General features: G+C 63.5%; 24 protein-coding genes. 7 read left to right on the plus strand and 17 right to left on the minus strand.

Annotated features, from left to right (window positions below; all coding sequences use genetic code 11):
• Positions 1–56 precede the first annotated feature (56 nt).
• The 3 genes from U0177_RS08205 to U0177_RS08215 all read right to left on the minus strand — a co-directional run bounded on the left by U0177_RS08205 (position 57) and on the right by U0177_RS08215 (position 2,925).
• Positions 57–467, minus strand: coding sequence for a VOC family protein (locus U0177_RS08205; protein ID WP_409570122.1), 411 nt, complete (start codon positions 465–467; stop codon positions 57–59).
• Positions 468–572: 105 nt separating this feature from the next.
• Positions 573–1,331, minus strand: a complete 759-nt coding sequence (locus U0177_RS08210; protein WP_409570123.1) for a class I SAM-dependent methyltransferase — start codon at positions 1,329–1,331, stop codon at positions 573–575.
• 19 nt (positions 1,332–1,350) lie between these two features.
• Positions 1,351–2,925: a DUF5691 domain-containing protein gene (locus U0177_RS08215; protein ID WP_409570124.1), complete on the minus strand. Its 1,575-nt coding sequence runs from the start codon at positions 2,923–2,925 to the stop codon at positions 1,351–1,353.
• A 372-nt stretch (positions 2,926–3,297) separates the two neighbouring features.
• On the opposite strand from U0177_RS08215, the gene U0177_RS08220 reads away from it, so the two are divergent.
• Positions 3,298–3,915 (plus strand): GNAT family N-acetyltransferase, encoded by a 618-nt coding sequence (locus U0177_RS08220; RefSeq protein WP_409570125.1) that lies wholly within the window; start codon positions 3,298–3,300, stop codon positions 3,913–3,915.
• A gap of 12 nt (positions 3,916–3,927) precedes the next feature.
• Here the strand turns inward: U0177_RS08220 and U0177_RS08225 are convergent, their stop codons facing one another.
• Together U0177_RS08225 and U0177_RS08230 are read right to left on the minus strand one after the other, a co-directional pair.
• Positions 3,928–5,217 (minus strand): SWIM zinc finger family protein, encoded by a 1,290-nt coding sequence (locus tag U0177_RS08225; protein WP_409570126.1) that lies wholly within the window; start codon positions 5,215–5,217, stop codon positions 3,928–3,930.
• 6 nt (positions 5,218–5,223) lie between these two features.
• Positions 5,224–6,288, minus strand: coding sequence for a phosphodiester glycosidase family protein (locus tag U0177_RS08230; RefSeq protein WP_409570127.1), 1,065 nt, complete (start codon positions 6,286–6,288; stop codon positions 5,224–5,226).
• Positions 6,289–8,682: 2,394 nt separating this feature from the next.
• On the opposite strand from U0177_RS08230, the gene U0177_RS08235 reads away from it, so the two are divergent.
• Positions 8,683–9,261: a hypothetical protein gene (locus U0177_RS08235; protein WP_409570128.1), complete on the plus strand. Its 579-nt coding sequence runs from the start codon at positions 8,683–8,685 to the stop codon at positions 9,259–9,261.
• Positions 9,262–9,268: 7 nt separating this feature from the next.
• Positions 9,269–10,882 carry an O-fucosyltransferase family protein gene (locus tag U0177_RS08240; RefSeq protein WP_409570129.1) on the plus strand — a complete coding sequence of 538 codons (1,614 nt, stop codon included), beginning with the start codon at positions 9,269–9,271 and terminating at the stop codon, positions 10,880–10,882.
• 308 nt (positions 10,883–11,190) lie between these two features.
• Here U0177_RS08240 and U0177_RS08245 read toward each other — a convergent pair whose 3' ends face one another.
• On the minus strand, positions 11,191–12,042 hold the full coding sequence (locus tag U0177_RS08245; protein WP_409570130.1) for a PqqD family protein: 852 nt from the start codon (positions 12,040–12,042) through the stop codon (positions 11,191–11,193).
• A 226-nt stretch (positions 12,043–12,268) separates the two neighbouring features.
• On the opposite strand from U0177_RS08245, the gene U0177_RS08250 reads away from it, so the two are divergent.
• From U0177_RS08250 to U0177_RS08260, 3 genes are all read left to right on the plus strand, one after another.
• Positions 12,269–13,849: a 2OG-Fe(II) oxygenase gene (locus tag U0177_RS08250; RefSeq protein ID WP_409570131.1), complete on the plus strand. Its 1,581-nt coding sequence runs from the start codon at positions 12,269–12,271 to the stop codon at positions 13,847–13,849.
• A gap of 102 nt (positions 13,850–13,951) precedes the next feature.
• Positions 13,952–14,527 (plus strand): YkgJ family cysteine cluster protein, encoded by a 576-nt coding sequence (locus U0177_RS08255; protein ID WP_409570132.1) that lies wholly within the window; start codon positions 13,952–13,954, stop codon positions 14,525–14,527.
• A 25-nt stretch (positions 14,528–14,552) separates the two neighbouring features.
• Positions 14,553–15,230, plus strand: coding sequence for a YkgJ family cysteine cluster protein (locus U0177_RS08260; protein WP_409570133.1), 678 nt, complete (start codon positions 14,553–14,555; stop codon positions 15,228–15,230).
• A 334-nt stretch (positions 15,231–15,564) separates the two neighbouring features.
• On the opposite strand, the gene U0177_RS08265 is transcribed toward U0177_RS08260, so the two are convergent.
• The gene (locus tag U0177_RS08265; protein ID WP_409570134.1) at positions 15,565–16,560 is read right to left on the minus strand and encodes an NAD-dependent epimerase/dehydratase family protein; all 996 of its coding nucleotides are present in this window, start codon (positions 16,558–16,560) and stop codon (positions 15,565–15,567) included.
• A 548-nt stretch (positions 16,561–17,108) separates the two neighbouring features.
• Between U0177_RS08265 and U0177_RS08270 the strand changes: the two genes are divergently transcribed.
• Positions 17,109–18,011, plus strand: coding sequence for a hypothetical protein (locus U0177_RS08270; protein WP_409570135.1), 903 nt, complete (start codon positions 17,109–17,111; stop codon positions 18,009–18,011).
• Between the two features lie 227 nt (positions 18,012–18,238).
• On the opposite strand, the gene U0177_RS08275 is transcribed toward U0177_RS08270, so the two are convergent.
• The 10 genes from U0177_RS08275 to U0177_RS08320 all read right to left on the minus strand — a co-directional run bounded on the left by U0177_RS08275 (position 18,239) and on the right by U0177_RS08320 (position 26,410).
• A complete protein-coding gene (locus U0177_RS08275; protein ID WP_409570136.1) occupies positions 18,239–19,474 on the minus strand; it encodes a glycosyltransferase in 1,236 nt (411 codons plus the stop codon).
• 49 nt (positions 19,475–19,523) lie between these two features.
• A complete protein-coding gene (locus U0177_RS08280) occupies positions 19,524–19,922 on the minus strand; it encodes a hypothetical protein (RefSeq protein ID WP_409570137.1) in 399 nt (132 codons plus the stop codon).
• A gap of 122 nt (positions 19,923–20,044) precedes the next feature.
• Entirely contained in the window at positions 20,045–20,683 is a 639-nt protein-coding gene (locus tag U0177_RS08285; protein WP_409570138.1) for an alanyl-tRNA editing protein, read from the minus strand.
• Positions 20,684–20,916: 233 nt separating this feature from the next.
• The gene (locus U0177_RS08290; protein WP_409570139.1) at positions 20,917–21,438 is read right to left on the minus strand and encodes a DinB family protein; all 522 of its coding nucleotides are present in this window, start codon (positions 21,436–21,438) and stop codon (positions 20,917–20,919) included.
• Between the two features lie 87 nt (positions 21,439–21,525).
• A complete protein-coding gene (locus tag U0177_RS08295) occupies positions 21,526–21,912 on the minus strand; it encodes a VOC family protein (RefSeq protein ID WP_409570140.1) in 387 nt (128 codons plus the stop codon).
• A gap of 164 nt (positions 21,913–22,076) precedes the next feature.
• Positions 22,077–22,907 carry a hypothetical protein gene (locus U0177_RS08300; protein ID WP_409570141.1) on the minus strand — a complete coding sequence of 277 codons (831 nt, stop codon included), beginning with the start codon at positions 22,905–22,907 and terminating at the stop codon, positions 22,077–22,079.
• Positions 22,908–23,314: 407 nt separating this feature from the next.
• Positions 23,315–23,872 (minus strand): GNAT family N-acetyltransferase, encoded by a 558-nt coding sequence (locus U0177_RS08305; RefSeq protein WP_409570142.1) that lies wholly within the window; start codon positions 23,870–23,872, stop codon positions 23,315–23,317.
• Between the two features lie 71 nt (positions 23,873–23,943).
• On the minus strand, positions 23,944–24,555 hold the full coding sequence (locus U0177_RS08310; RefSeq protein ID WP_409570143.1) for a hypothetical protein: 612 nt from the start codon (positions 24,553–24,555) through the stop codon (positions 23,944–23,946).
• A gap of 61 nt (positions 24,556–24,616) precedes the next feature.
• Positions 24,617–25,024 carry a VOC family protein gene (locus U0177_RS08315; protein WP_409570144.1) on the minus strand — a complete coding sequence of 136 codons (408 nt, stop codon included), beginning with the start codon at positions 25,022–25,024 and terminating at the stop codon, positions 24,617–24,619.
• Between the two features lie 645 nt (positions 25,025–25,669).
• Positions 25,670–26,410, minus strand: a complete 741-nt coding sequence (locus U0177_RS08320) for a DUF3995 domain-containing protein (protein ID WP_409570145.1) — start codon at positions 26,408–26,410, stop codon at positions 25,670–25,672.
• Positions 26,411–26,413: the final 3 nt, after the last annotated feature.

A 26,413-nucleotide genomic window follows, 5' to 3' on the forward strand; every position in this document is an offset into this window, starting at 1 on the left:
AAGAGTACCATGCTGCCGCAGGCAAACGTGCCCCACAGCGGCAACGCGAGTTCTGGCTAGGCCGCCTTGGGGCCAATGTATACCACCTCGAGCAGCAGCCGGTCGGGCGTTTCAAACATCACCTGGTAGTACGTGTCGTCGGCGCCACCCGCGAACTCGGGCCGGTGGCGCGGCGTCTCGAACAGCGGCGCCACCCCGCGCTCCGCCAGGTATGCCACGGTCGCGTCGACATCGGCCTGGGTAGATGTGCCGATGCCGAGGTGATTCAGGCCCGGCCCGTCGTAGTCGTTCGGCGCGTCCTTGGCCGCCGCGCCAAACCACAGGCTGAGCCCACTGCCATCGCTCACGCCCAGAATATCCTCGGCCTCGTACAGCACCGACCAGCCGAGAAACGACATTAGATCTTTATAGAATGGCAGGTTTTCCGTCCGAACGCTGAACAGCAGGTGAGACGCGTGGGTTTGCATGGCATACCCTCTTGCTTGCGCGGCGGGCGCACCGCAGGCCACAAAACGCCCAGAAGAATCTAGAACATATTTGCTACATTGTCAACTCAAAACCGTGCGGCGTGGCTAATTGAAGGGCTTGCGCGCCACAAACAGGTAGTTCTGGCAGATCGGCGCGGCCAGCGCACCCAGCGCCGCGTCCGCAGCATCGTACCAGCGGGCCAGGCGCGCCTCGTCGCGCACGAGCCGGCGCAGCTTCCACCACCAGATATTGCGCGGCAGCAGCGCGTAGCGGCGGATCTCAGCCGGCTGCAATCCGGCGCCGGCGCACAGCGCACGGATCTGCGCGGCGGTGAAGCGGTACTGGTGCGACCAGCGGCCCAGCCGGCGCAGCGCGAACTCGATCCAGCTGTAGCGATTCGGCAGGTGGAAGCAGATGAACGCCCCGCCCGGACGCAGCACCCGCGCGATCTCGCGCATGCTTGCCTGCTCGTCGCCGCCGCCCTCGCGCACATGCTCGAGCACGCCGATCGACACCACCGCGTCGAACGCGCCGTCGTCGAATGGCAGGCGCACGGGATCCTCGGCGCTGGCCAGCCGGTAGGTGTAGCGATCGGGCTCGAACGGCGCGCAGATCGTGGGCGTACCGAAGAAATCGAAGCCGCTGGTGCGGTAGCCGCTGCGGATCAGAAAATACGAGAAGTGGCCGTTGCCCGCGCCCCAGTCGAGCACGCGGCCGCCGGGCGGCACGTAGCGGCGCACCAGCGCGTAGGCGCGCAGGTACTGGCGCGCGCTCAGCAGGCTGCCAAACTGCAGCAGGTTCGGCTGCGCCGCCCGCGCCTGCATCAGCTCGCCAATAATTGTCTCGAACGACGGCTCGGCCATAGGGCGTTCAGGCGCGGCGCTAGCGCAAGGCCAGCGCGCGCAGCATATCGTGCCGGAATTGCATGGTTATCAGCAGCTTATCGATCACGCCCTGCCAGCGCTCGCGCACGTCGGGCTCGTCGGGCAAGCCCGCGGCGATCTCGCCCAGCAGCGCGGGCGGCATGCGCCGCGCGAACTCGTCGGTCAGCGCGCCGCGCAGCTGGTAGTCGTAGCTGTCGCGCCACTTGCGCATATGCCGGTACAGCGCGCGCAGCAGCGCGCGGGCCAGCTCGGCGCTCCAGGCATGCTCGGCTTTGCGCAGCAGCTCGAGCACCGGGTGTTTGTGCAGCGGCGTGCAGTCGCCGCGCAGTATCTCGAGCAGCAGCGCCTCCCGGCGCGCAACGGGCAGCAGCGGCAGCAGCTCGGCGAAGGCCGGGCTGTGGCGCAGCAGCGCCTCGGCCCACGCGGCATCGCGCGCAGCCAGCGCGGCAGTGGCCCAGGCCTCAGCCAGCAGCGCGCCCCACTCGCCTTGGCCGGCCAGGGCGATCAGCTCCGCCGGCGAGCGGTCCCAAAGCTCGCTCCAGGTGGCTGGCGGCACGGCACCGACGATCTGCAGCAGCCACCACGATTTCTCGCCCAGCTTCTGGCGATGCGCCGGCGGCTTGGGCTCGACGCCATCGCGCTGCATCGCCGCGTCGCAGGCCTCAGGCAACGTCACAATCAGCCCGCCGCCGCGCCTGCGCCCAGCCAGCACCCGCGGGCGCTCGGCGGCAAGCTGTAGCAGCGGTACGGCGCGCTCGCGCATGCGCCGCGCCAGCCGCGCATCCGGCAGCCGCGCCAGCAAGCCCGCTGCGGCGCGGCGCACGTCTTTGCTGCGGTCGTCGAGCGCCGCCTCGAGCAACGGCTCGTCCTCGAGCGACAGGCCAGCCTCAAGCGAGGCCACAAACGCGGCGCGGTCTTCGGCGCGCTCGGCCGCCCACGAGCGCGCCAGCAGCTCGCGCGCCAGGCCGGGAGCCTCCTCGCGTTGGCGCGCCAGCAGCGCCAGGCGCTCGGCGCGCGCGCCAGTGTCCCACTGGTGCGCCAGCTGCTCGCCGCCAGCCTGGGGCGCAGCGGCGCGGGCATACGCCCAGGCCGGATTGTACGCCGCCAGCCAGCGCCCGCGCGCACCCAGCGCCGGCAGAACCGCGCGGCGCAGCTCGGCGTTGGTGCGGCCAAGCTCGAGCAGGTTCGGCAGCAGCGCGGGCGGCGCGCGCATGCCCTGCTGCGCCAGCAGCGCCAGCCACTCCGGCAGCAGCGCGCGCTGCTGCCCGCCAAGCATGGCCGCTAGGTGCTGCGCCGCCTGCGGCGGGCAAACCGGCAGATCCTCGGCGGGGGCCGGCGGCGGCGATGGATCGCCCGCCTGCAGAGGCATGCGCGCCGCCTGGCGAAACAGCGCGGTCGCCACGGCGGCGCCCAGCAACTGCCCGGCTGGGTCGGCCGCGTCGAGCCGCGCGAGCAGCGCGCCCAGCGCGCCACCGGCCGCAGGCAGCGCCAGCGGGCGCCGCTCGGTGCCGAGGATCGCCGAGGTTACCAGGTTGGGCCACAGGTCGTCCATGCCGCCTCGCCGCTCGAACATACAGCTCAGAAATTGTTTGAGAAGTAACCACCAAGACACGAAGACACTACGATCGTGTATGCCGTGTTGAAGCTTTTTCAGCGTTATTACCGCTTGGTGCCTTGGTGTACACAGGCTTTTCAAACAGACTCTCAGGAGAAAGACCCTACACCATGATAACACAGCGCTTGGTATGGCACACTCATGGCAATAGGGTGATGTCAATGTCCGGCGCTATTGCAACTCCGGCTCGGTTTCTGCGTATACTTTTTGGTGAACGCTCGTTGGCATGCAGTTGCGCTGTTTGGCTTTGCGAAACCGTGCATGCTGCCTGCGGCTGAGCACGCCAACTGCGTAAGTCCTAGGCATAATTCTTCGCTCGGAGCAACGCCAGTGATCACATTTCGCCCGGCACTTCCTCAGGATTGGGCATCCGTACTACCATTGATTTATAGCTCTGGCCCAGAGCAGTTTGAGTATCTGTTTACGCAGCCTGGCAGGCCAGCGCAGCGCTTTTTGCAATCGGCCTTTGTCAGTGGCGTTGGCCTCTTTGGCTATCGCGTCTACACGGTTACACTCGTCGAGCAGCGCCCTGTCGCAATTGGCGGCGCCTATGGCCGCCGCGAGGGAAAGGCGCTCGAGCAGCAGATGCTGATACAAATATTGCGTTTCTATGGCTTGCGCGCTGCCTGGCCAGTTATCCGGCATGCAATCGCGCTTGATGCGATGATGCCATTTCCAGAGCCGGACATGTTCTATTTTGCACAGTTGGGTGTTGCGGAAACAATGCGCGGCCAGGGGATAGGAACTGCTTGGCTGCAGTATCAAATAAGGCAGGCGCGCGAGAGGGGATATCAGCGCTGTGCGCTCGATGTCGCCAGCACCAACCCGCGCGCGCAAGCGCTCTACGAGCGGGTGGGCTTTCGTGTCACCGGCGAACGTGCCTGGCCGCATTCAGCTTCAGGCACGCACATGCCGAACATGCGGCGCATGGAGCTCAGGCTTTCGTAGTGCGATTAGGCTTCACAGCAGGTAGAGCTCGCCCTCGGCCCAGGCGCTGAACGGCAGCATGTGCGCGCCGTCCCACTCGCCAAACAGCGCGAGCGGGCGCCCGCCGCTCAGCGCCAGCAGCTGCCAGCCGCGCGCGAACTGCGGCACCAGCGGCAGCAGCAGTCCGTCGCGGTCGCGCACCCACCAGCGCTCGCCGCGCGGCTCGGGCGTGGCGGCGGCCAGCGCCAGCGGGTAGCGCTCGATCCAGGGATGCGCTGCCAGCGCGGCGGCGTAGGCCCCGGTGGCGGCGCTGAAATCGGGCGCGCCGGGGATGCCCGCCAGCGCCGCCGGCGCGCCAAAGCGCTGGCGTACAATCGCGCGCAGCGGCACATTCGAAGTAAAAAACGCCAGCTCGGCGTCCAGCACGATCCCCGGCGGCAGGCTCCGGTCGAGCGGCTGGCTGAACATCGCGAAGCTGAGCACGAGCGCCGGGCGGCTGGTGCGCTGGCCCCACAGCCACGTGCGCTGCGTTCGCAGGTGTTCGTCTTCCTCGACGCGCTGGCCCAGCACCAGCCAGCGGTCACGCACGCCCGGCGCCTGCGCGAGGTCGTCCTTCTGCTGCGGCCAGCCGATCGCCACGCGCACGTCGGCCTGCGCCGCAGCGGGCAACGTCCCGAGGCGCGGGAAGCTTTCGGCCAGCAGGTGCATGCGGCCAAGCTGCGCAAGCATGCGCGACTGCCAGCCCGCGCCGCTGGCCGGCAGCGCGCCTAGCTCGCGGATCATGCGCGCCACTCCTGGTGCCTGCGCGTCGACCATGCGCGCGGCCATGTCGTTCCAGAAGCTCGCCGGCTGGCTCTGGGCTTCGGCCAGGCCATTGCGCAGCAGGTCGCGCAGCCAGCGCCCCAGCTCTTCGAGGCCGGCGGCAACTTTGGCCTCGCGCGCGGCGGCTGCGCGCGAGGGCGCGGGCTCCAGCGGCGCGGCCGGGCTGGCGTCTTGGTCGCGGCGCTGGAGCCACTCGGCCACCCAGCCCGGCGGCTCAGCGGCGTCGAAGCGGCCGGGGCTGCGCGCAAACAGCAGCAGCAGACCCAGGCCGTGCTTGCACGGAAGCTTGCGGCTCGGGCACGAGCAGCGAAACGTCGGAGCGCGTAGATCGACCTGGGCGCGGTAGGGCGTGCTGGCGCTGCCCTGGCACTCACCCCAGATCGCCTGCGCGCTACGGCCGAGCGCGCGCCATGGGCGCGGGTTCGCTAGGCTTTCGGCGGCTTTGGCCGCGCTCGCGTCGGGCGCCAGCCCCGCAATCTGTTCGGGCGTGAGTGATGTCATGCTGTGCTATGGCTGCACGTACACCGCCAGCGCGTCGGGAACCGGCTGCACCGCGCCGGGCTGCACCTGCTGGCCGCGCCACACCGCCTGGGTCGAGGTGTCGTCGTCGCCGCCAAGCGCGTCGGTGCAGCCCATCGCCTTGAGCTGGCCGGCCAGCTCGAGGCCAGTGGCGCCGTAGGATGTGGCCAGCACTACAAACGCCGCGCTGTCGCGCATCCCAATGCCAACCGCCGTCTTCGGGTAGGTGCCGCTGTAGATCTTGCGCCGCCAGTCGAGCTGCACGAAATCTTCGCCAAGCGGGTTGAACGGTACGAACGAGTCGTTCGGCGCGGCGACGGCCGGGTTCGCGACCTTGCCGCCCAGCAGGATCACCGGCCCGGCGCCGTTGGCCTGCTCGCACTCGCGCAGCGCGGCCGCGTCGAACAGGCCGATGCGCGCGGCCCGCTCGCGCGTGATGCACAGCGCCGCGCGGCCGGGGTTGACACGGTGCAGCGTGCCGTCGATCAGCACTGTGCCTTCGTCGGAGGTGCGCGCGTCGCCGTGGAAGCCGAACGCAATCGCCGCGACCGGCGGCTGCCCACCGCGCAGTGCGTAGGGCGCCCGCACCATATCGGCTACTGCGGCGAGGTGCGGCCGGCCATCGGCCCATACCGTGTCGCCGGCCGCGTCGCTGGCGGGCGTGGCGCCGTCGGCATTCAGCACCGCGATCTGCACCTTCGGCCCCAGCTCGGCCACAAAGTACACCAGCGTGCCGCCGCCGGGCAGCGCGCGCCGGTAGTGGCGCACCGCGCCGTCGGCGGCCGTATCGACAAGCTGGCTCGACTGGTTGTACTGCTCGAGGCCCAGCGTCTGCGGCACCGCCATTCCCACAATCGCGGCCGGCGCGGCCGGCTGGGCGATCGTGGTAGCGATGATCTTCGGCACGCTTGCCAGCGCCTGCGAGGCAGCCCAGCGCGAAAGCACCGCCGGCTGGCTGCCGCGAAACGCAAATAGCAGCACGCCAACCGCAGCTAGCGCTACAAGCAACGGCAGCAGCAGGCCGCCTCGCGGCCGGTAATCGTGTGGGTACATCGCTGTCGAATCGATATACGCGATCGGCCGCGCCAGGACGCACGGCACGAAAAAACGGCGGCCCCCGCGACACCTTCAGCCACTGCCTCACCGTTGGCTACAGTCTACCACATATCAGGGCAGGTGGCCTCCCGCCCCGTAGATCCGGGTGTGACGGATGTTTCTGCACTTACCGCTGATCAGCGACTTCGCGTTGACGGCGTATGCTCCAGGCTCGCTTCCAGGGATGGTGTGCTGACTTCACTTCTGGCTCGAGCGGTCGCACGCGTGGACACGCCGGCGCTGGCGGTGCCGCTGCTCTCGCTGGCGCCTCTTTTCCCCGAGCTGCAGCGCGTGTCCGGCAGCGTGCCTGCCGGCGAGCGCTCGCCTGGCGGCGCTGCTCTCGCTCAATCACCCTCCAGCACTCCTCCCAGCGGTCATTGCACCGCATTCCGTAGCGCCAGAAGCGGATTGACGTCGGCCTCGGCCCAGTGCATCCCTGCGCCTTGAGCCGGTCTTCGACCACCAGCTTGTTCGCGCTCTCGACCATTCCGCTGCCAATCGGCCAGCCTTCCGCGACAAACCGTGGGTAGTCCATCTGCGCCTGCCGGCTTTCCAAATACGCCAGGCTGCCGGCCACTTCGCTGGTGTCCGGCACTGTCGCCACCAGCGCGCGCAATTGCGGCAGCACCACAGCCGCCCCTGCTCCTTCAGCGCGTGGCGCATCTCCACCAGTTGCGGTGCCGACAACAGCGGCCCGTTTGCTCCGCTGCTCTGGGCGATTGCACTCAGATATTCCGCCGCGTGAGCGAAATCCAGAATACGCAGCGCCTCACCATAGTGCAGATCGGCAAAGGACTGACACCACAGCGCCTCCATCGGCGACTACCCCAACCTGGCGTGCGCCTTCCAGTCCGCGTCGGTGCAACTCAAGGGTCGCCAGTTCGCCAAAGCGAGCGCTGTCGGTTCGGCGCGAGAAGTAGGACAGCTTGGTGGTGTGTACAACCGGGCCATCGGCGGTCTTCTGAGGCGGCTGCACCTCGCCGACCGCGAGCGTGCGCACCTCGGTCCACTGCCCGTGAACGAGCGGACCATGGCGCCATCGACGCTGAGCAGCAAGCGGTCCGGTGCACAGGGCGGCGCGGGTTGCTCACGCAGGATGCGTTCTGCTTCGCGTGTCTCGTAGGCGACCACCATCGCACCGGCAGCTTCCGTATGCGCTCGCGCGGTATCGGAATGGATCTGGGCACCGGTAAACCAGGCCAGCTCCTTAGCAGCTTTCGCGAATGAGGGGATATGGGTGCTGAGCCGAACCAGCGCTTCGTGCAGTCGTGGGGTCAAGCGACCTGGCAACAACCCCAACTCGTCATCGAGGGGGGAAAGGCCCGTGCCGCAGGCAGGGCAGGTGCCGTAGGAACGCGCCAGGTTCAAGGATTGGCCGCCGTGAGTTTGGAGCGTGCGGTGTCAGTGCCACGGAGGCGAAGCGGCTGGCCGCATCTGGACAGGTCGGCTGCTGGCCCTCTGCTGTTGCCGCCCAGTTGGCGGCCGCACTGGCGAGCGCCATATCTTCGAGCATACGCGCTCGGACGCGCGCCCAGCGGGTATCTAGTTCGTCCTCGATTTCGCGGAGCGTGCAGCTTTGGGATGCGCCTGGCGCCATTCGCGCATCCCGGCCAGAATCTCCTCAGTCATCCGATGCCAGGTGTGCTCGTCAAGCGGGTGATTCATCGCATCGCTCCTAGAGAAAACGTGTCGCGACCTCATCCTACCACCTGCAAGACTTTCCGTCACACCCCGTAGATCCTGCAGGGCTCGTGCAACGTCGGCCCTCACCCCCCTTACCCCCTCTCCCGCGCGCGGGAGAGGGGGATTATTGTTGGCGGTGTGGTGCGGTCGCGGCGGCGACCGCACCACACCGCCAGATGTGTTACCCCCTCGCCTGGCAGGGGAGGGGAGGGGAGGGGTCGAAAGACGTTGCACGAGCCCCGTAGATCCTGCGATAGCACACGAGTTATGCGGCGAGGTTCGGCGGCTTTGCCGCGCCCGGCTAAAAGAGATCATTTTGAAGGGCTTGCGCCCACCAAGCCTCCCGCGCGGGAGGACACCGTGTAGCTCGTGTGGTATTCGAATTTGTTGGAAATAACAATGGTGGGGTTTGGCGGCTTTGCCCTCCGGCTCCCCATTTCCGATTCAGCACATTATAACACATATGTTCTATATACAACAGAACTTTCCAGGGCAAGTGCAAAGGTTTTTTGCCCGCTCCCGAGCGTGGGAAAGCAGGAGAAGGGCGGCCAGAGCCAACGTCGCGCGAGCGCAGTGGAAGCTTGTTCGGGCACTGAATTCACGCTATAATATGCTTAGCATCCCCAAGCTGGCGAGAAGAATAAAGCCCTCACCGGGCAATTCGAGCATATGAACCCAGAGCTGCGCGAACAAGGCTACGTTTTCTCTCAAGCGCTACTCGAGCCGAGCCTCGCCCGATTCATCTATAAGACGCTCCTGCTCAAGCAGTGGCGCGGCGAGTGTTTCCACGACAACCACATCCCAACCGCGGCAAGCGTCACGAATGCCGCCGAGACGGACGCGCTGCTGCTCGACTTGCGGCCGAAGATCGAGGCGGTCTCCGGCTGCCGCCTCGTGCCGACATATAGCTACGCGCGGCTGTATTTCTATGGCGACACACTGATCCGCCACCACGACCGTGGGAGCTGCGAGGTCAGCGTGTCTCTGCACCTCGGCCGAGACGGCGGCGAGGGCAGCTTGTGGTTTGCGCCGAATAACAAGGTCGAGATGGAGCCAGGCGACGGCGCTGTCTACCTGGGCACGAAGACCGACCACTGGCGCGAGCGCTTCACCGGGAATACGATGGGTCAGATTTTCCTGCACTATGTCATCGCCGATGGCGAGTACGCCAATTGCTACTTCGACGGTAACCCCCAGCGCTTCCCGCCCTCGATCTCCGAGGGGCTGACCCAGCCTTCTCGCGCATAAGCTGAGAGTGAGATCGGGCGTGCGGATGGCGAAACAGCAACCCGCGGGTACAGCAGCGGCACCGGGCACGCGTCGACTGTTCATCCCCGGCTACTACTCCGGCTACAGCAACAACAAGATGTCGCTCGACATCGCGATCGCGCTGGCCTACCTGACTGGCCGCGTCCTGGTGCCTTACCGTTTCCGCCTGCCCCGCCGCTTCAAAATAGACACGCCGCAGGATCAGGTGCTCGAGCCGATGCTGGTGCCTGAGCTCTTCGATATCCCCATTCCATGGTCGAATGAGTACCTCTTCAAAACCTGGATCTCAGTGCCAGGCGCGGCTGTGTGCGCGTGGGCGCCGATCCACGAATCCGTACTCTGCTTCCCCAACCGTCCCCCGGACGACGACGAGCACTTTCGGCACTTCCGCAACGGCCGGAAACATGTGTATACCTTGAGCGAGCGAGAGAACGAGGCGCCGGATCTGCACATCAACGCCGACACCCTTGGCCTGTATTCGTACTTCGCCTATTTGGACGACAAGCAGCGGCGCGCGGTCGTCGATCTGATGCGGCGCGTGAGGCCAAAGCAGCAGTATCGCGACATAGCCGACCGGATTGCCGCAAGCCTGGGCGAATTCAACGCGGTGCACATTCGGCGCGATGATTTCGTCTCGAACGCGCTGTCAAAGGAAAAAATCACGCGCGCCGCGTCGATCAGCGGCCAGGAGATCGTGGCCAACCTCGCCACCCGCATGAACCGCGACGACCCGCTGGTGGTTTGTACCGACGGCTCGTCGCGCGAGGAGATCTTCGGCCCGATCCAGCAGCACTTCCGCACGACGATCTTTCTGGATCGCTACCTGCGCGAAAGCCCGAGCATGCGCGATCTGATGGCCGGGCTGCCGCAAGGTAACGAGGCCATCGATGCGCTCGTGACGCAGCTGGTGGCGAGCAAGGCGCAGGTCTTCGCCGGCACGCTGTTCAGCACATTCACCGCGCTGATCCACCGCTTTCGGGCATTCGAGCGCCAGGAGTCCAGCTTCCTCTACTGCTACAACGATTTCCTCTTGCCGCTCGTGCGCTACGACCGCTGCGAGTTTCTGCCCGTCGATGACGGCCCGTACACCTGGAACCGGCTGCGCTACCCGGTTTCGCCCGACGCCTACTCGTGGCTGCGCGAGTGGCCGGAGGCAGCAGGCGGCGCCCCGCCGCCGTTCGATGGCGCGCCGTTGCCGGCAGGAACGATCACGCTGCATGCGAGCCAGGCGCACACCCACGGCAGCGCAGTCGAATGCGCCTCGGATCACGGCGACCAGGTAGTGATCGCCAACTGGACTGAGCAAAGCGCGTTCGTGAGCTGGGAGCTTGTGCTGCCGGCCGGCGCAACCTTCGCCGTCGAGGTACGCTATGCCTGCCCGATGGAAACTGCGGGCAGCCGCTATGCTGTCGGCGTCGAGGGGGGCGATGAGCTCTACGGGCAGGTGTGGAATACCGGGAGCTGGTTCTCGCTATCGTCGTGGTTCCCGTTGGGGCGGCTCCGCGCCCCCGCCGGCCACTGCCGCCTGATTGTGCGGGCGATCGATATGGCCGGGTACGCGCTTATGAACCTCAGCGCGATACGCCTGGTGCCGGTGTAATACTAAATCCGGCTGAGCGCTTGGATTATGGTGGGGGTTCGGCGGCGGCTTCGCCGCCCCCGAAATTTCTTTTCTTGTGCGGCGCCCGGCAAAGCCAGGCGCCGCACAAGAAAACACAAGTAATCAATATGTAGCCACGCTGTTGCTGCCTGAATGCGGCGAGGTTGCGGCCTGCGGCAGCATGCTTTTGTGTGCGGTTTTTCCGCGCTCCGCGTGGAAAAACCGCACACAGATACAAAGAAAGTAGCGCCCCGCTCGTGCGCGAAAATTGCAACTTCGGGCGCTCGCGTATCGGCCGGCCCGTGCCCTTACTTTACCGGGGTCGGCGTAGGTGTAGACGTCGGCGTCGAAGTGCGCGTGGGCGTCCAGGTTAGCGTCGGCGTACTGGTCGCCGTATTCGTCGGCGTGTCGGTAGCCGTCGCGGTGGCGGTATTGGTCGCCGTGCTCGTCGGCGTGTCGATGGCCGTCGCGGTGGCGGTATTGGTCGCCGTGCTCGTCGGCGTGTCGGTGGCCGTCGCCGTCGCCGTACTGGTCGCCGTACTCGTCGGCACATCGGTGGGCGTGGCCGTACTGGTCGCCGTACTCGTCGGCACGTCGGTGGGCGTGGCCGTGCTTGTGGCGGTTGGCGTACTCGTCGCTGTTTTCGTGGGCTTAGCCGTCTTTGTGGCTGTTGGCGTTTGCTTGCGCGCCTTCGGCGTTTTGGTCGGTTTCGGCGTACGCGTCGGCGTTTTCGTCGGCTTGTGGTGGTGATGCTCAGTGTCGTCGCCGTCCGGGATGTTTGCCGCCGAAGCCGACTCCGTCGGCGGCAACAGGATGGTCTCGACCACAGGCAGAGTCATCATCGCAGCTGCCGACAGTGCAAGGCGCCGGATCAGCGCGCGGCGGCTGATGGGCTGCGGCGCTGGCGCATTCAGCTGCACAAGCCCGGCATCGACCAGTTCGGCCAGCGCCAGATCGACGATCTGCTCGTCGGCGGGGAGGCCGGTGCGGCGCCGGATCGCTGCGGCCATTTCGGCCTTCGAGGTTTTGCCGTCACAGAGTTCAAAAACGACCGCCGCACTCTGATTGAGCGCATGAGCCTCGGACGTTGCCATCTTCAGCGCCAGGATCTCTTCGGCGGCTCGCTCGAGCCTGATCCCTTCAACCCGCCGGGCTGTCATGTCCACCCTCCGCAATACTAGACGCATGCCGGCGGCTTGCTTATGCCTTCAAACCACCAAGCTATCGGGGTCGCCTCCACCACCTTTATAGTGTACGGGAATGAAAAAAGGCTGTCAAGAAGCGCCCCCGGGCAGCGCTTCCCAAACGCTTGCAGGCCGAAAATGTCCATGGTATTCTGATACACACCAGCCACCGGCTCGCATCTGCCACACCATGAGGAAATACATGCAACCTGAGACCTTGACCTTGTGTTGCTATGGCGTCGAGCTTCGCCTTGCCGACGAAGCCGGCCTCGGGCTGTGCCAGCGCTTGCGCGAGGCCCTCCCGCCCGAGTTCGCGGCTCCTCGCGAGCCGTCGGCGGTCGTGGTTTCGTACCGCGTAAGCGCGATCATCCCAGCGGGGGCGGCCGAGGCGAGCGACTATGTGATCGGCTGCGACAATGTGGGCGTGTTCGCCACAGCCTCGGAGGACGAGGCATACTGGTGGCTGCACCGGGACATCGAGCAGACGGTGGCGCGGCGCGCGCCACACTCGCTATTCGTCCACGCCGGCGTGGTCGGCTGGCGCGGGGTTGGCATCGTTATCCCCGGCCGCGGCCCGACCGGCAAATCGACGCTGGTGGCCGATCTGGTGCGGCGCGGCGCGGTCTACTACTCCGACACGTTCGCCGTGCTCGACGGCCAGGGACGCGTGCATTCCTACCGAGGGCAGCTCGGGGTAGGGAGCGAAGATCAGCCGCACGATCTGCGCCTGATCCGCGAGGAAAGCCCGGCCGAGCCGCTGCCGATCGGGCTGATCGTGAGCGGGGGCTACGCGCCCGAGGCTGTGTGGCGGCCGGCGGTGGTTCGCGGGCCGCACGCAGCATTGCCGCTGGCCGATAGCATGGTAGTGGCGCGCGAACAGGCCGCGCAGATGCCGCAGATCATTGGCCAGATCGCGGCGGGTGCGGTTGGGCTGCGCGGGCCACGGGCCGAGGGCGAGGAAGTGGCCACTCTGCTGCTCGACATAGTCGACAGCGCGCTGGTCAGCCGGGCGATCGACGCGGCTGGCGACAATCTTCGCGGCCTGGCCGATGAGCTGGCGCGCATTGCCGAGCTGCGGGTGCGCTCGCCCAAGGGCTGGGTCGCGAGCCCGCCGCGCCGCCTGGTAACCACCCGCTACGTGCGAGTCACCGATTTCCTCCCGCCGGACGAGCATGCGCGTATGCTCTCGAGCGCGCTCGCCTGGGAGCAGGATTTTCAGGACTCGGGCGTTATTGGCACCGATGGGAAAAGCCAGGTCGATCACCATTCCCGCAAATCGCGCAGCCTAAGGTCCGGCCGCCTTGACGAGCTGTGGCATATGTTCGACAAGCGGCTGCGCGCGATGCTGCCCGTCGTCAGGCAGCAGCTGGGGATCCCGTGGTTTCCGATCAGCAGTATTGAGCGGCAGCTCACGGCGCACGGCCGGGGCGGCTTTTTCGTGCCGCATGTCGACAACGGCAACCCGCTGCTCTATGGCCGGCGTATTTCGTGCGTCTACTACTTTCACCACCTGCCGAAGCGCTTCAGCGGCGGCGAGCTGAGGCTGTACGATACCTGGGTTACGCCGACCGGCAATACGGGCGCTGGAACATATACGACCCTCGAGCCGCTCGACAATAGCCTGGTTTTCTTCCCCAGCGATGCCTTTCACGAGGTCTGCCCGGTCGAGTCGGAAACCGATGCCTTCGCCGACTGCCGCTTCACCGTCACGATCTGGCTCTGGGAGCCAACCGAAACAGTCGTGCTGACGACCGAGCAAGCTCAGGAGCGCTTGGCCGGGTAGCCGCTGCCGCGCGGTGTGCGATGTCTGGCGGCTCCACGCCCTCCCAGCCCTCCCGCGCGAGGTGGCCGCGCAGCTTCAGTATGCGATCATAGAGAAGGCCGCTTGAGCACCGAAGCACATCTGGCAGCAATACTATGGCAGCATTGTGCCGCCAAACACTGCTGTTGCGTTCGCACCGTGCTGCCGACGGGCGCGGATATCTGGCGGATCGCCACGGCGCTGCGCGCGCCGCCCGAAAGCTTTTTGCGCCTGGTACCCGCGCCTTCCAGCCACGGGTTCGCGCTTGATCACGCTCAACCGCTGGTTTACCCTGCGCTGGCTCGGCGCGCGTTGAGCAGCCGGTCTGCGCAGTGCGTGTTTCTGCTGCAATTTGGCGATCAAGCCTCGCGCTGCGGGATCCATAGCCTGCGCCCGCTGCCGTGCCAATCGTTTCCGGCAGTGGGCGTTGCCGGTCAGATCGAGGTCGATGCGGCACCCGGCTGCACGTGCCGCTCGTGGAGTGTGGCCGAGATCGATCGCGAGGCAGTGTCGGCGTTATTGCAACAGGAAGCTGGGGAGCGCGAGCGGTATCACGAGGTGATGCGCGCTTGGAATACTGCCGTTGCGCTTACGAAACGGCGCTATACCTTCAGCAATGTCTGCCAATACCTGCTGGAAGTGTACGAGGCGGCGAGATAACGCGAGTCTTTGGTGAGAATGATCCATGAGCAGCGAATCGTCAAACGTCGGATCGTGTTTAGGATGTAGCGGGTATTGCTGCACCGTGTATACAGTGCCCGTGATCGGCTACGATGTGTGGCGGATTGTGCAAGGCCAACGGCTCGCGCCAATGTTGTTTCTGCGGTACGAGCCCGAACATACGCCAACCGATATTGGCTTTCTGCTGCAAACCCCTGGCCCAACCTATGGGCTGGCCCTCAGCCACGCCCCGGCACGGCCCAATACCCACCCGTGCGTATTTCTGGTACATCTTCGAGGCGGCGTTTACCGCTGCGGAATTTACGCCGATCGGCCGCTGGCCTGCCAAACGTACCCGATGCGCTTGAATGACGATCATCTTTTCGTGCGGGGCGATGCGCTATGCCCGCCGGGCTCGTGGGCCAACTTGGAGCGCGGGCAGGCTGCCTGGCGCGATCGTTTGCTGCATCGGCAGGCCGAGTGGCGGCGATACGGCGAGGTGGTGAAAGCCTGGAACACGATGGTGAGCGCAAGCAATTCACAAGAAGGCTTTCGCCCTGATGAGTATCTGGCATACCTTGTGAATGCGTACGATCTTATCAGCAGTGTGCCCGCGGCCGAGGTAGCTGCGCGGCTGGCGAGCCTGGCCCGGGGCTATGCACAGCCTATAGCCGAGCCCAGAGCAATTGATCATGCGGGGTGACGCCAACAGCGCTTCAGAACCGCCGAGCGCTCTCGGCGCACTCGCTTGTTCACCTATAGATTGTGTTGCACTGCGTGGCGAAGCCACGCAGTGCAACACAAAAAAGAAATTCGGGGGCGGCGTCGCCGCCCCCATCCCCCACCAAAGCCTAAGAAGCTGTTTGAAAGGGTGGTTTGGAGGGACTTCGTCCCTCCAAGCTTCCACTTTTCAGGCGGCGGCCACATTCGTGGCCGCCACCCGCCAGAAGTGCGAGGGGCATAGCCCCTCGCGCACCCCCTTTCAAACAGGCTCTAAGTAATCAAGCGAATTTGTATTACTCGCTCTGCGCTCGCCGCTAGGCGCGGCGCCCGCGCATCTGATCGTAGATCCAGCGATAGGTCTGCAGCAGACCGTCGTGAAGCGAGATCGAGGGCGCCCAGCCCAGCTTCTGCCGGATCAGGCTGTTGTCGCTGTTGCGGCCGCGTACGCCGTTCGGCGCGTCGCGCTTGTAGCGCCGCTTCAGCTTGGCCCCCGCGATCGCCTCAACCATGTCGACTAATTGATTGATGGTGACCAGCTCGTCGCTGCCGAGATTAAGCGGCTCGCGCACATCGCTGGCCATGATCGCCTGGGTGCCATACACGCAGTCGTCGATATACATGAAGCTGCGCGTCTGCTCGCCGTCGCCCCAAATTTCGATCTCACGCGTCCCGCTGAGCAGCGCGCTGATTACCTTGCGGCAGATCGCGGCCGGCGCCTTCTCGCGGCCGCCTTGATAGGCTATATACGGCCCATAGACGTTGTGGTAGCGCGCCACTCGCGTCGCGAGCCCGTAATCCTCCGAGAAGTGGCGGCACATCCGCTCGCTGAACAGCTTCTCCCAGCCATAGCCATCTTCCGGCATCGCCGGGTACGCGTCGGCCTCCTTCAGCGGGGCGGCGTCGGGCCTGGATTGCTTGTCGGCAGCGTAGACACACGCCGACGACGAGAAAAAGAAACGCTCGGCCCCACAATCGCGCGCGGCGAGCAGCATGTGCGTATTGATCATGACCGACAGCATGCAGTCGGCCTTGTGCGTTTCGATAAAGCCCATGCCGCCCATGTCGGCAGCGAAATTGAAGATGAAGCGCGCGCCCTGGGCGGCCTGGTAGCAGGCTTCCTTCTCGCGCAGATCCAGGCGAAGATTGGCCGCTTCGGGGAAAGCCTGGTGCCACTCGTCCACCGGCTTACTATCGACAGCTCGAATGCGCCTATGCCCCTGCCGCAGAAGATCCGCTACAACATGCCCCCCGATGAATCCGCCGCCGCCTGTCACCACAATCACGTCATCCATGCCGATCAGCTGGGGCATCAAATCTCGCCTCGCAGGCTCTATAGCAGAGCGCAGAGCGATTGAGCGCGGAGTGTAGCACAATTGCGCAATGCGCCGCCTGCATCCGAATTGGTTAGGGCTTACGCAGCTGGCGTGCTCTGCTTGCGGCAGAATCGGCACGTGCTATGCTGCCGCGAGCTGCAATCTCGTCGCTTGAGGAAGCCGAATAAAGCAAGCGCGTAAGTTCTATTGGTATTAACCATACCGATTTGCCGGCCGGCTGTCAAGGCTGTGGGCTCGGGCGTCGCGGCTGGTGCAGCCAGGGCCTACGGGGTTCGGGGGGGGCTTCGCCGCCCCCGAAAATATTTTTTGTCGTGCTCCCCTGTCAGGGGAGGGGGGTAAGGGGAGGTGAGGGCCGACGTTGCACGAGCCCTGAGCTGGTATGAGCCGCGCTTGACAGCCCGCTGGCAAGCGGGTATGGTGAGGCCAAAGTATTCCTGAACGAGCCAGGCGGCAGCGAGAAAGCTGGCAGCTGAATGAATGAATTCCTTTTCCAGATCCGGTGGAACGGGCGCTTTGGGAATCGGATGTTTCAGTATGCCTATGGCGCGACATACGCGCGGCTGACGGGGCGCGCGTACTGGCTTCCCTCCGATTGGGAAGGCACCCGGCTGTTCAAGCGCCAGGATCATCCGGTGGTAGAAAACGAGGAAATCCGCGCGGCGTTAGCCGAGCCCGACGATGCGTACGTCAAGAACCAGCAGAAGATGGCGGTTGTACAGAAATACTACCCCACCGCCCAACTGTTCGACGCGGAGCTTGCTGGCGACCCATATGCGACCCCCGACCATCCGCTGTGCCACGCGAATGGCTGCACCTACAACAAAGCCATATTCCCGAAGATGTCGCGCGCGCATCTGAAAGACGTGTTTGAGTTCAGCGATGCAGTGAAGCAGCTGGCGGTGTATCGCCGCTACGCCGACATGCAGGGCCTCTATGATATTGCCCACCTTCGCCGCGACGATATTAGCGATGTGAACTACAATCGGAGTAATATCCAGGGCTACTCGGTGGTTTCAAAGGACTCGTACCGGCGCGCCTTTGAGAAGTTTGGCTATGACGCCAGCTCGATCCAGTGGGTATCCGACGATTACACCGGGCAATGGCACGTTGGCCGCAAGATGCGCTACCGTGGCGGCTGGCAGTACCCGGCCGGCTCCGAGTATCTCCCTGGTATCGTGTTCGACTGGCTCGAAGATTTCTTGAAGCTGTACTTTGCCCGCACGATCTTTCGCGCCAACTCGTCATTCAGCTGGTGGGCGGCTACGCTCTCGCCCGCCGCGAAGGTATACAGCCCGGTCATCGACCGCCAGCATATCTACGGCGTCGACGGCATGGAAGAGATCGATGTCGATTTTGTCGAGGGCAACCATCCTCACTGGCTCTATGGCGAGCAGTACGCCGCGCCCGGTATCGTGATCGGGGAGTAGCGTTTGCCGGTGCTCGCCGCGCGCGGCGGGGAGCAGCAATCTGCGGTTTTCCGCGCTGAGCGCGGAAAACCGCACACAGAAGATGACCAAGTACCATGCTGCCGCAGGCTCAATCTCCTGCCTTTAGGAAGCCAGATCACGCAAGTGAGTAACTGCTAATTGTGTTGCACGACGTGGCTTCGCCACGTCGTGCAACACAATCTACAAGTGATTAAGCGAACAGCGTATTAGGCTGCCGGCCGCGCCCCCACGAACTGCTCGATCACCCGCCTTGCGTTTTCGATCCCCTGCTCCGCGCGGATCTTTTCGCCAACCTCGCGGGCGCGCCGCCGCATCGCAGCACTCTCGACGCCAACGCGTATGGCTTCTCGAAGGCGCTCAACCGTCAGCTGGGTATACCGAAGAGGCTGCGGCCCGGCGCCCAGCTCTGCAATGCGCTCGCCCCAGAAGAACTGATCAAACACAAACGCGACCACGCACGAGGGAATGCCAGAGCGCAGCCCAAACGATGTGGTGCCCGAGCCGCCGTGGTGAATAGCCATTGCCATACGTGGGAACAGCCAGCCGTACGGGGCATAGTCGATCTTAAATACATAATCGGGCAGCGCTTGTTCGCCAAGGCCAGCCCAGCCCATGTGCAGAATACCGCGCTGCCCGGTTTGCTTCAAGGCTTCGAGAACGACTTCGGTGGTTTTGCGGGGGTCGTTCACAGGCATGCTGCCGAAGCCAATAAAGACCGGCGGCGCTCCGGCGTCAAGAAAGGCTTGCAGATCGGCGGGCGGTTGCCAGTGCGTATCTTCCGCGAACCAGTAGCCCGTCACATGGATGTGCTCGTTCCAGTCGGGCGGGCGTGGAACGACATGCTCGCTAAACCCATTGAGTATGGGGATCTGCCGTGTTCCAAGGCGATGCAGGTAGCCTGCAAGCGGGAGCGGCGCTAGCGCCAGGGTTTGCCTGCGCCAGTGGTTGATCACGCGGCGAAATACCAGCCAGGCTATGTGCTCGCCTAGTGTGTAGGTGGCCCGGCGGTAGGCAGGTAGAACGAGCTTCGGAAATCCCATCAGCGGGAAGGCCTGCGTGCGTGCCAGCGGAATAACTGCCGCCATCATCATGGGAACGCAGTATTTTTCCGCCAGGTCAAAGCCGTACAGGCCAACCGGCAGCTGGTTAATAATCAGGTCGGTCTTGCCCAAATAGGGCGCCGACAAATCGCGGGCGTAGCCCTGGGCCAACAAGCCGAAAGAGCGCACCAGCGCGAGCATATTTGCCCCGGCTTTCGCAACCAGCGCCTGCGCATTGCCGCGAATGGGATGAAAATCGAGGCCATGTTCTCCGACCAGCGAAGCAAAGCTCTCAAAGGTGATAAAACGCACCTGGTGGCCGGCGGCTTGCAGGCCAGCGCCCAGCGCGGCGTATGGCTGAACATCGCCGCGCGACCCAAGTGCAAGAAGAGTGATATGCATGTAATCTGTATGTATCTGAGCGCGGAAAACCGCACTCAAACACGCTGGCCTATGATTGCCTGATCAGCGCGCCGAGGATAGCCCCCGCCACAATGCCTTTCAGCCACCCTCCGATAAACCACCCCCACGCAAGCGCCCGTGGTATCGGCATGTGAATGTAAGTCCCCAGCCCCGACGAAACGCCGAGCGCCAGGCCGAGCATTGCGCCAAAGCCGGCGCCGGCGGCCAATGACTTCGGGCTGATGAGCAGCCAGTAGGTCAGAACAAACACAGCAATCAAGGCGAACGTTGCTATGTAGATCTGAACGACGTTCAGCTGGTCAAACGGTCGCCACAGATTGGCATTTTCTTCATACAGGGGTCGCAGCAAAAGCCGGTGCATAAGAACATCGAACACTGTCCAGGCAAGCAGAATCGCGAGGGCTGCAAGCAGCAGTGGTAACAGCATGGTGAACTCCTCTATGGCGTCCGATCAGTAGTCGAACACCAACCAGCAGTTCTCGTTCCACGGCCGCTGCCGCCCACAACCTGCGCCGCCCCGGCCAAGCCTGCACGATCGGCGGTGTTGCGCTAGGCAACGGTTATTTCTATGCGCTCTTTGCCCTTTCCTACATTCTTTCGTCGCAGGGCGATCGTGCCGACCTCTGCGGTGCGGTGGAGGTGGGTACCGCCGCAGCTTACGGTAGCAAAGCCTTCGATCTGCCAGTAGCGTCGCTGGGCTGCCTCGTCGCTAAAAGCGCTTTGAATGACGGCATCTGCGTCAATAATCGCCTGGGCCTGGGCCTGCAGCGCCGGCAGAGACGCGGCGATATTTTCGCTATACAGGAAATCAATCCGCGCCTTATCCGCCGCAATATGCGCGCCAATCTTGTGGATGCCTGGAAAGAGGCGCTGCGCGAGCTCAAGCACGATCTCGGCAGCGAAATGGAGGCGCATCAGCGCGTATCGGCGCTGCCAGTCGATGCGCATATCTACGCGGTCGCCGACGGCGAGGCCGCCGACGGCTGCGAGCGTATAGCGGATCTCGTGGCCTTCTTTTCGCGCCGCGACAACAGGATGCCCATTGATAGTGCCGGTATCGCTTTCCTGGCCGCCGGAAAAGGCGTAGAAAATCGTTTCGGCAACAGTTATATCGTTATCGATAATACCGCTGATGGTTGTGGTTATCTCGGTGCAGTACGGGTCTTCCCAGAAGCGTTTTCGTGTCATAGCGCGTGCTCGCTAGGTTCTGTCCGCAGTACTATAGAGCAAATCCGAATCATGCTGTGTTGGGCAAGCACATGCTGCACATTGGTTATGGTGCGGCGCGGCGAAGCCGCGCCGCACCAACCAAGATTTCTGCGGGGGCGGCTTCGCCGCATCCCCACCGTGCAGGGTGTATTTGCCCAATACAAAATCCGAATCATGCCATCACGGCCGAAGGTGCCATTTCCAGCTGAACGCTACATCACCACGACTTTCGCCTGGAAGTGCGCGGGGTACGCCGACTGATACGCCCAGACATCCAGCTCGGGCAGCGCTACGCCCCGGCTGTTGAGGAACGTCGTAATATCGGTGCGGTGCGCGATGCCGTGGTAGGCCAGCGACATGAAGATCAGCCGGGCCTGGTAGTCAAACTTCCAGCCGTTGCCCTCTTCGTGCACGTTCTGCGTGGGCGGGATGCGCCCGATCGTATCCATAAACGCCTCGGCCACCTCGGCCGCGTAGGCTGCCATCTGCCCCAGGCTGGGGCCTTCTTCCCAGGTGAATGCGGGCTGCGGAGCTGTTCCGTGGATCCGCTTCAGAAAGCCCGCCTCCGCGCGCAGCAGGTGCCTGAAGGTTTCAAGTATCGAGCCATACGCGCCCGGAATGCCGACCGTGAGCAGGTGCTCGTCGAGGCTGCTGCAGGCGGCAAGGAGCTGCTGATTGGCCCACTGGTTGTAGCGCACGAATTCGACCAGCGTCGGCTCAGGTTGCATTTCCATGCTCTAGGTCTCCTGTAGCTCGGCCTGAACAAGCACGTGCCCGTGTAGGCCGGCGCTTGCGCTATAGGGAATGCTTGGCGCGCGTTTCTAGTCTATTTTCGTAGCTAGCCACCAGGTTGTCCCCGCCGCATCCTTTACCCCGCCGCGCTTGTCTTCATCTTGCTTCTGCACCGGCTCCTGTACCGACGTTGCGCCGGCTTCCAGCGCGCGCTGGTATGTTATGTCGACATCGGGTACATACACGTGAATGTGGGCTGGGAGTGGAGACCAGCCGGCAGCGCCGTCTGCCAGCATCACGACCGTATCGTCGATCCGTACCTCTGCGTGCATAATCCTGCCGTCAGGGTGGAGAAACCTGCGCAGCTCGATCGCGCCAAACACGCGCAGGACGAATTCAATCGTGCGGCTAGCGCCATCGACAATCAGATAGGGCGCGACAGAGGTGTAGCCGTGCGGCTTGTAGGAAGATTGCATACGGTTCCCTTCCTGGTGTTGGGAAGCACCGATCGAGCAAGATGCTTCAGCGAATCCATGCTCAACCCAAACCACAGGCCCCCCCACTACGCAATCCAACCAGAGTGAGCAGCCAGACTATAGAACAGATGATCGGCAAAGTCAAGCGCATAGCTACGCTGGTATCAGTAGCCGTAATGGCTCCGGAAGTACGGCCGCTTAAAGCCCAGCGTTTCGAAATGATGGTAGGCTGGTGTTGCCATCGCCACATCCGGCGCCTCGATATCGGCCACAAACAGCTGCACCCCCAGCTCCAGGCCATCTTTCACCATCGCGTGGCAAAGCTGAACATCCAAATCGTAGGATGGCGCCATCACACCTGGAACAGGCGCGTCGATACCAAACCAGGCCTTGCCGCCGGACGCATACATCGTGCGAACAGCGATTATCTCGGCGCCCTGGCGCAGCAGATAATGGTGCCAGCCAGGACGCTCGACCAGCGCAACAAGCCACGGCGTTGTCGGCAAACCATAGCATGTATCAATGTAGCCCGCCCATTCGGCGGCGGTTGCCCGCGTGACCTTCTCTACCACAACGCCTTGCTGCGGTGTGCGCGCGTGCTCGCTCAGGGCGCGGCCATCGCGATAGATACGATCCCATCCTCCTTGCCGCTGGAGCTTTCTTGCTTTGAACCAGGCTGGCAAGGCTGCGGGCTGAGCGTGCGGGATGTGATAGAAGCTAAAATGGCGCACTCCCGCCTGGTGATAGACTGCCAAGATCTGATCGAGCAGCTCTTCCGTTGCTGGTTGGGCAAACCCTAGGTTCATGACGCAGTTGAAGTGAACAAAGGGCAGGGCCGGGCAGCGAGTGAGCACAGCTGGCCCAACACGAAGCAATTCGAGCTGGAACCGGCGGATAAAATCGGGCGGGGCGGCAGCATACATATCCTGCCAGGCAGCCACATCGCACAGTTCGATCTGCGCGGCCAACGCCGACGATACGGGCTCAGCAAACATCGGTTGTTCCTCCCAATACCAAATTCGCTTGATGACTTACACTTTGGTGGGGGTTTGGGGGCGGCGTAGCCGCCCCAAATTTCGTATTGTGTTGCACTACGCGGCGAAGCCACGAGTGCAACACAATCTATACGTGATCAAGCAAACAGCGTAGCGGCACCTGATTCTGGTGTGCGATTTTTCCGCGCTCCGCGCGGAAAAATCGCACACACAACAATAGCTGAGTACCATGCTGCCGCAGGCAAAAGCGCCCGATTGAGGGAGCCGAAAGGCAACTCTGTGAGTCCTGTAGCGATTGCCCAAGCGAGAACCGGGATGCGCTGGCGATAGCTCACTCAAGAGTGCGTAGCAAACCGCTTGAGCGGATGATTGCTGAGAAGCTGCCTGAATATGCAGGGATTCCGCTGCTATACATGGACACCAAACTTGAGGTGAGATGCCGCGCTAAGCCAGGCATCACGCTCGGCTTGAGTGTGCGGATATGGTTCAAAGCCGAACTGAAGATAGAGGTTAAGTGCGGCTATCCGGCGGGTGTTGGTTTCTAGCACAGCCGCCGTGTAGCCACGTGCCTGTAGCTCAGCACAAGCTGCGCTCAACATTGGCTTGGCAAGTCCTCGGCCTTGCGCCTCGGGAATAATTGCCACCCAGTGAATTTGCCCAATGTCATTGTGCTGGAAAAGCTGGTCGTTCCAGGCCGTAATTGTGCCAATATCTCGCCCATTCGGATCAGCGAGAAACATAACCCGGCGTGATACATACGATATGTCGCCGGGCATATACCTGAGGAACGTTTCAGCAGTAGGAACGAAGAACGGCTCGGCAGCCTGTTGAATAGCAACCCAGGTTTGTATGTCGCCTTCAGCGTAGAAGCGCATCCGGTAACCGCGCGGCAGCGAGAAGACAGGCGCGCGCTGCAAATGATGATGGATCATCCAGACGTCAATATTTGGCAATTGCTCGTTCATATTGAGTGGCGTGTTAGCCTGGCGCTTTGGCAAGGATTTGTAGCCTACTCTGATCACGCTATTCGAGGCGGCTACTGCTCAATACTCGGCCGATAAGGCTCTTCGCGAACGACATGCCCATACACAATCTTGATGAATAGTGCTGGCATCATCCATGCAAACCCTTGAACTGGCACAAGCAAGGATGCATTCACCAGAATTGCGGCGAGGATGCAAAGCATGGCCATCGGGCGCCGCAAATACAACGGGCTCTTGAGAACGAGCACGGTGCTGCCGATAAGCGCAAGGTACCACCCGAGGCCAAATCGCCAGTTTGGCGTATTGTACAGTAGGCCAATCAGCAACGAGTGGATGTGCAAAGCTGCAAAGATCAGCGGATTTTTTATGAGCTGGCTGAAGCGTGAATCCGACGGTTGTGCCGGGGTCAGATAGAACCGCTTGCATGAATTGAGGCTATTGCAGACGAGGCCACCTGCGACATCAAACCCGAGAAATGCAGCAAGGAGGTATTGCCAGAAAGCCCAGGGCAGAGCCTGCAGCAGGTAGAGGTAGCTATAGAAGAGGAAGCCGAGAGCAGCTGCGCCCCAGCCGAGGAGATACTCAGCACGGGTGGCGCCCGCTCCCACACTGTAGTCGGTTTTGCCGTGGTAGTGCCAATTAATGATCACGCTATCATCGCGCATCGTTGCCTCTGCAGAAGATCGCCCGAATCCAAAGCACGTAAGTGCAACCCCGTTCCCGCCCTCAGTCTGCCTTTGGCCCCATATACACAATCTCAAACAAAATATGGTCGGGGCTCTCGAACATCACCTGGTAGTACGTGCGCTCGGCGCTGCTAAACTCGGGGTTGTGGCGCGGAGTCCCGAACAGCGCCGGCACGCCGCGCTCGGCCAGGTAGGCCGCCGCCGCGTCGACATCCGACTGCGCCGGGACTTCCAGCGCCAGGTGGTTCATGCCTGGCCCGTCGTAGTCGTTTGCCACATCCTTGGCCGGCGCGCTAAACCACATGCTGGTCTCGTTCTCATCGCCGACGCCCAGGATGCCCTCGCCTTCGTGAAGCGTCTGCAAGCCGACGAAGGCCAGCAGATCGGTGTAGAACGGCAGATTGGCGGCCTGAACGTTGAACTGGAGGTGGCTAATTTTGCTTTGCATCGTTTTTCATTTCCACTGATGGTGCCATGCATCGAGCGAGAGCTTACGCAGTTGGCGCGCTCAGCCTTCGGCAGAGCGGTACTTTCCTTTTGGATGTGTCGATTTTCGTGCTGCGCGCGGAAAATCAACACACGATGCTGCCGCTGGCAACCTGCACGGCTTCGCGAAGCCGGATCACGCAAGTGCGTAGCTCCTATGATCTACGCCCCGGCCCTCGTGTTGGCACGGCGACGGAGCAAGCATAGCACAGTTTCGCGCAATGACAAGCGCCCTGGCTGCCAAACGCCGGCAGGAGGACGCGTGGTGCGCGCCAGGCGCCTGCGCTCCATGCGGCGCGTCAGCCGGTCGCCTCGGCCGCCCGCGCGCCAGGCGCCGTACCACGCGGCGATGTTCGCCTTTGTGCCGAGGTTGCCAGCACGGCCAGGAGTTTTGTGTAGGCTGCTCTTCCAAAGAAGTTGGCCGCTCTTCCAAACATGTAGGCTGCTCTTCCAAACATGTAGCAGTTCGCTCCAAACGTATCGCGCTACTCTTCAAAGCGCGCAGGCGAGCCATGATCATTGGCGCGCCCGGCGCACACTCGCGCGTGCGCGGCAGCGAGCTGCATACGCAAGGCCAGGCGGCGTGTCGACGCCCACTCTTCAACTATCAGGCGAAAAACCGAACAGGCTCGCCTGCGTAGCGGCTCGCATACCGCCCCACGATCAAAAACAGGATGCCGCCAAGCAAAAACCAGGGGTTCCAGATCAGCAGGCTCGCACCGATCAGCTCTCTGACCGCCTCCGCCGACATGGGCGTCGCCGGCGCCCCTGCCATCTGCTGCACCTGCGCCCAGCTGAGCATGCCAAGCGCTGCGAGCCCATGGACGACGTAGCCGTAGAGCGCGTGCAGGCTCAGCACGGCCCCTCCCGCCCAGGTGAAGAGCAGCATAAGCCGGCGTGGTAGGTGCTGGCCCCATGAATGGGTGAGCGCCAGCGCCACCAGCGCGCCAACAACACAGAGAACACCAGGCGCCAACGCCCAGTGGAAGCCATTCACGAAAAAGCTAAATAACACATAGGCGATGACCAGGGCGCCGCCCCCGAGGTTGGCTGCCCGCATGAGCCAGCGCGGGAAACACTGCGCGCGCGACTGAATGAGCGCCAGCGCGGCGATCGTGCCGATCACGCAAAGTGTGCCGATGCACAGCCACCAGGCCAGAGGGTCGACCTGCATGCCCTGGCTCTCGCGAGTGGCGGGTGACTGCTGCAATTCCGAGGCGAAGTGCAGGTACGCGAATAATAGCGACCAGGCACACATCAAGTGCCCTGCCCATCGCGCCCATCGCGGCGCACGCAGGCTGCCGGCCGGTTCAATATCGTAGCGGTGTCGATCGCTCCTCGTTGCCATGTG

The sequence above is a fragment of the Kouleothrix sp. genome (genome assembly GCF_046328425.1).
Lineage (GTDB): Bacteria > Chloroflexota > Chloroflexia > Chloroflexales > Roseiflexaceae > Kouleothrix.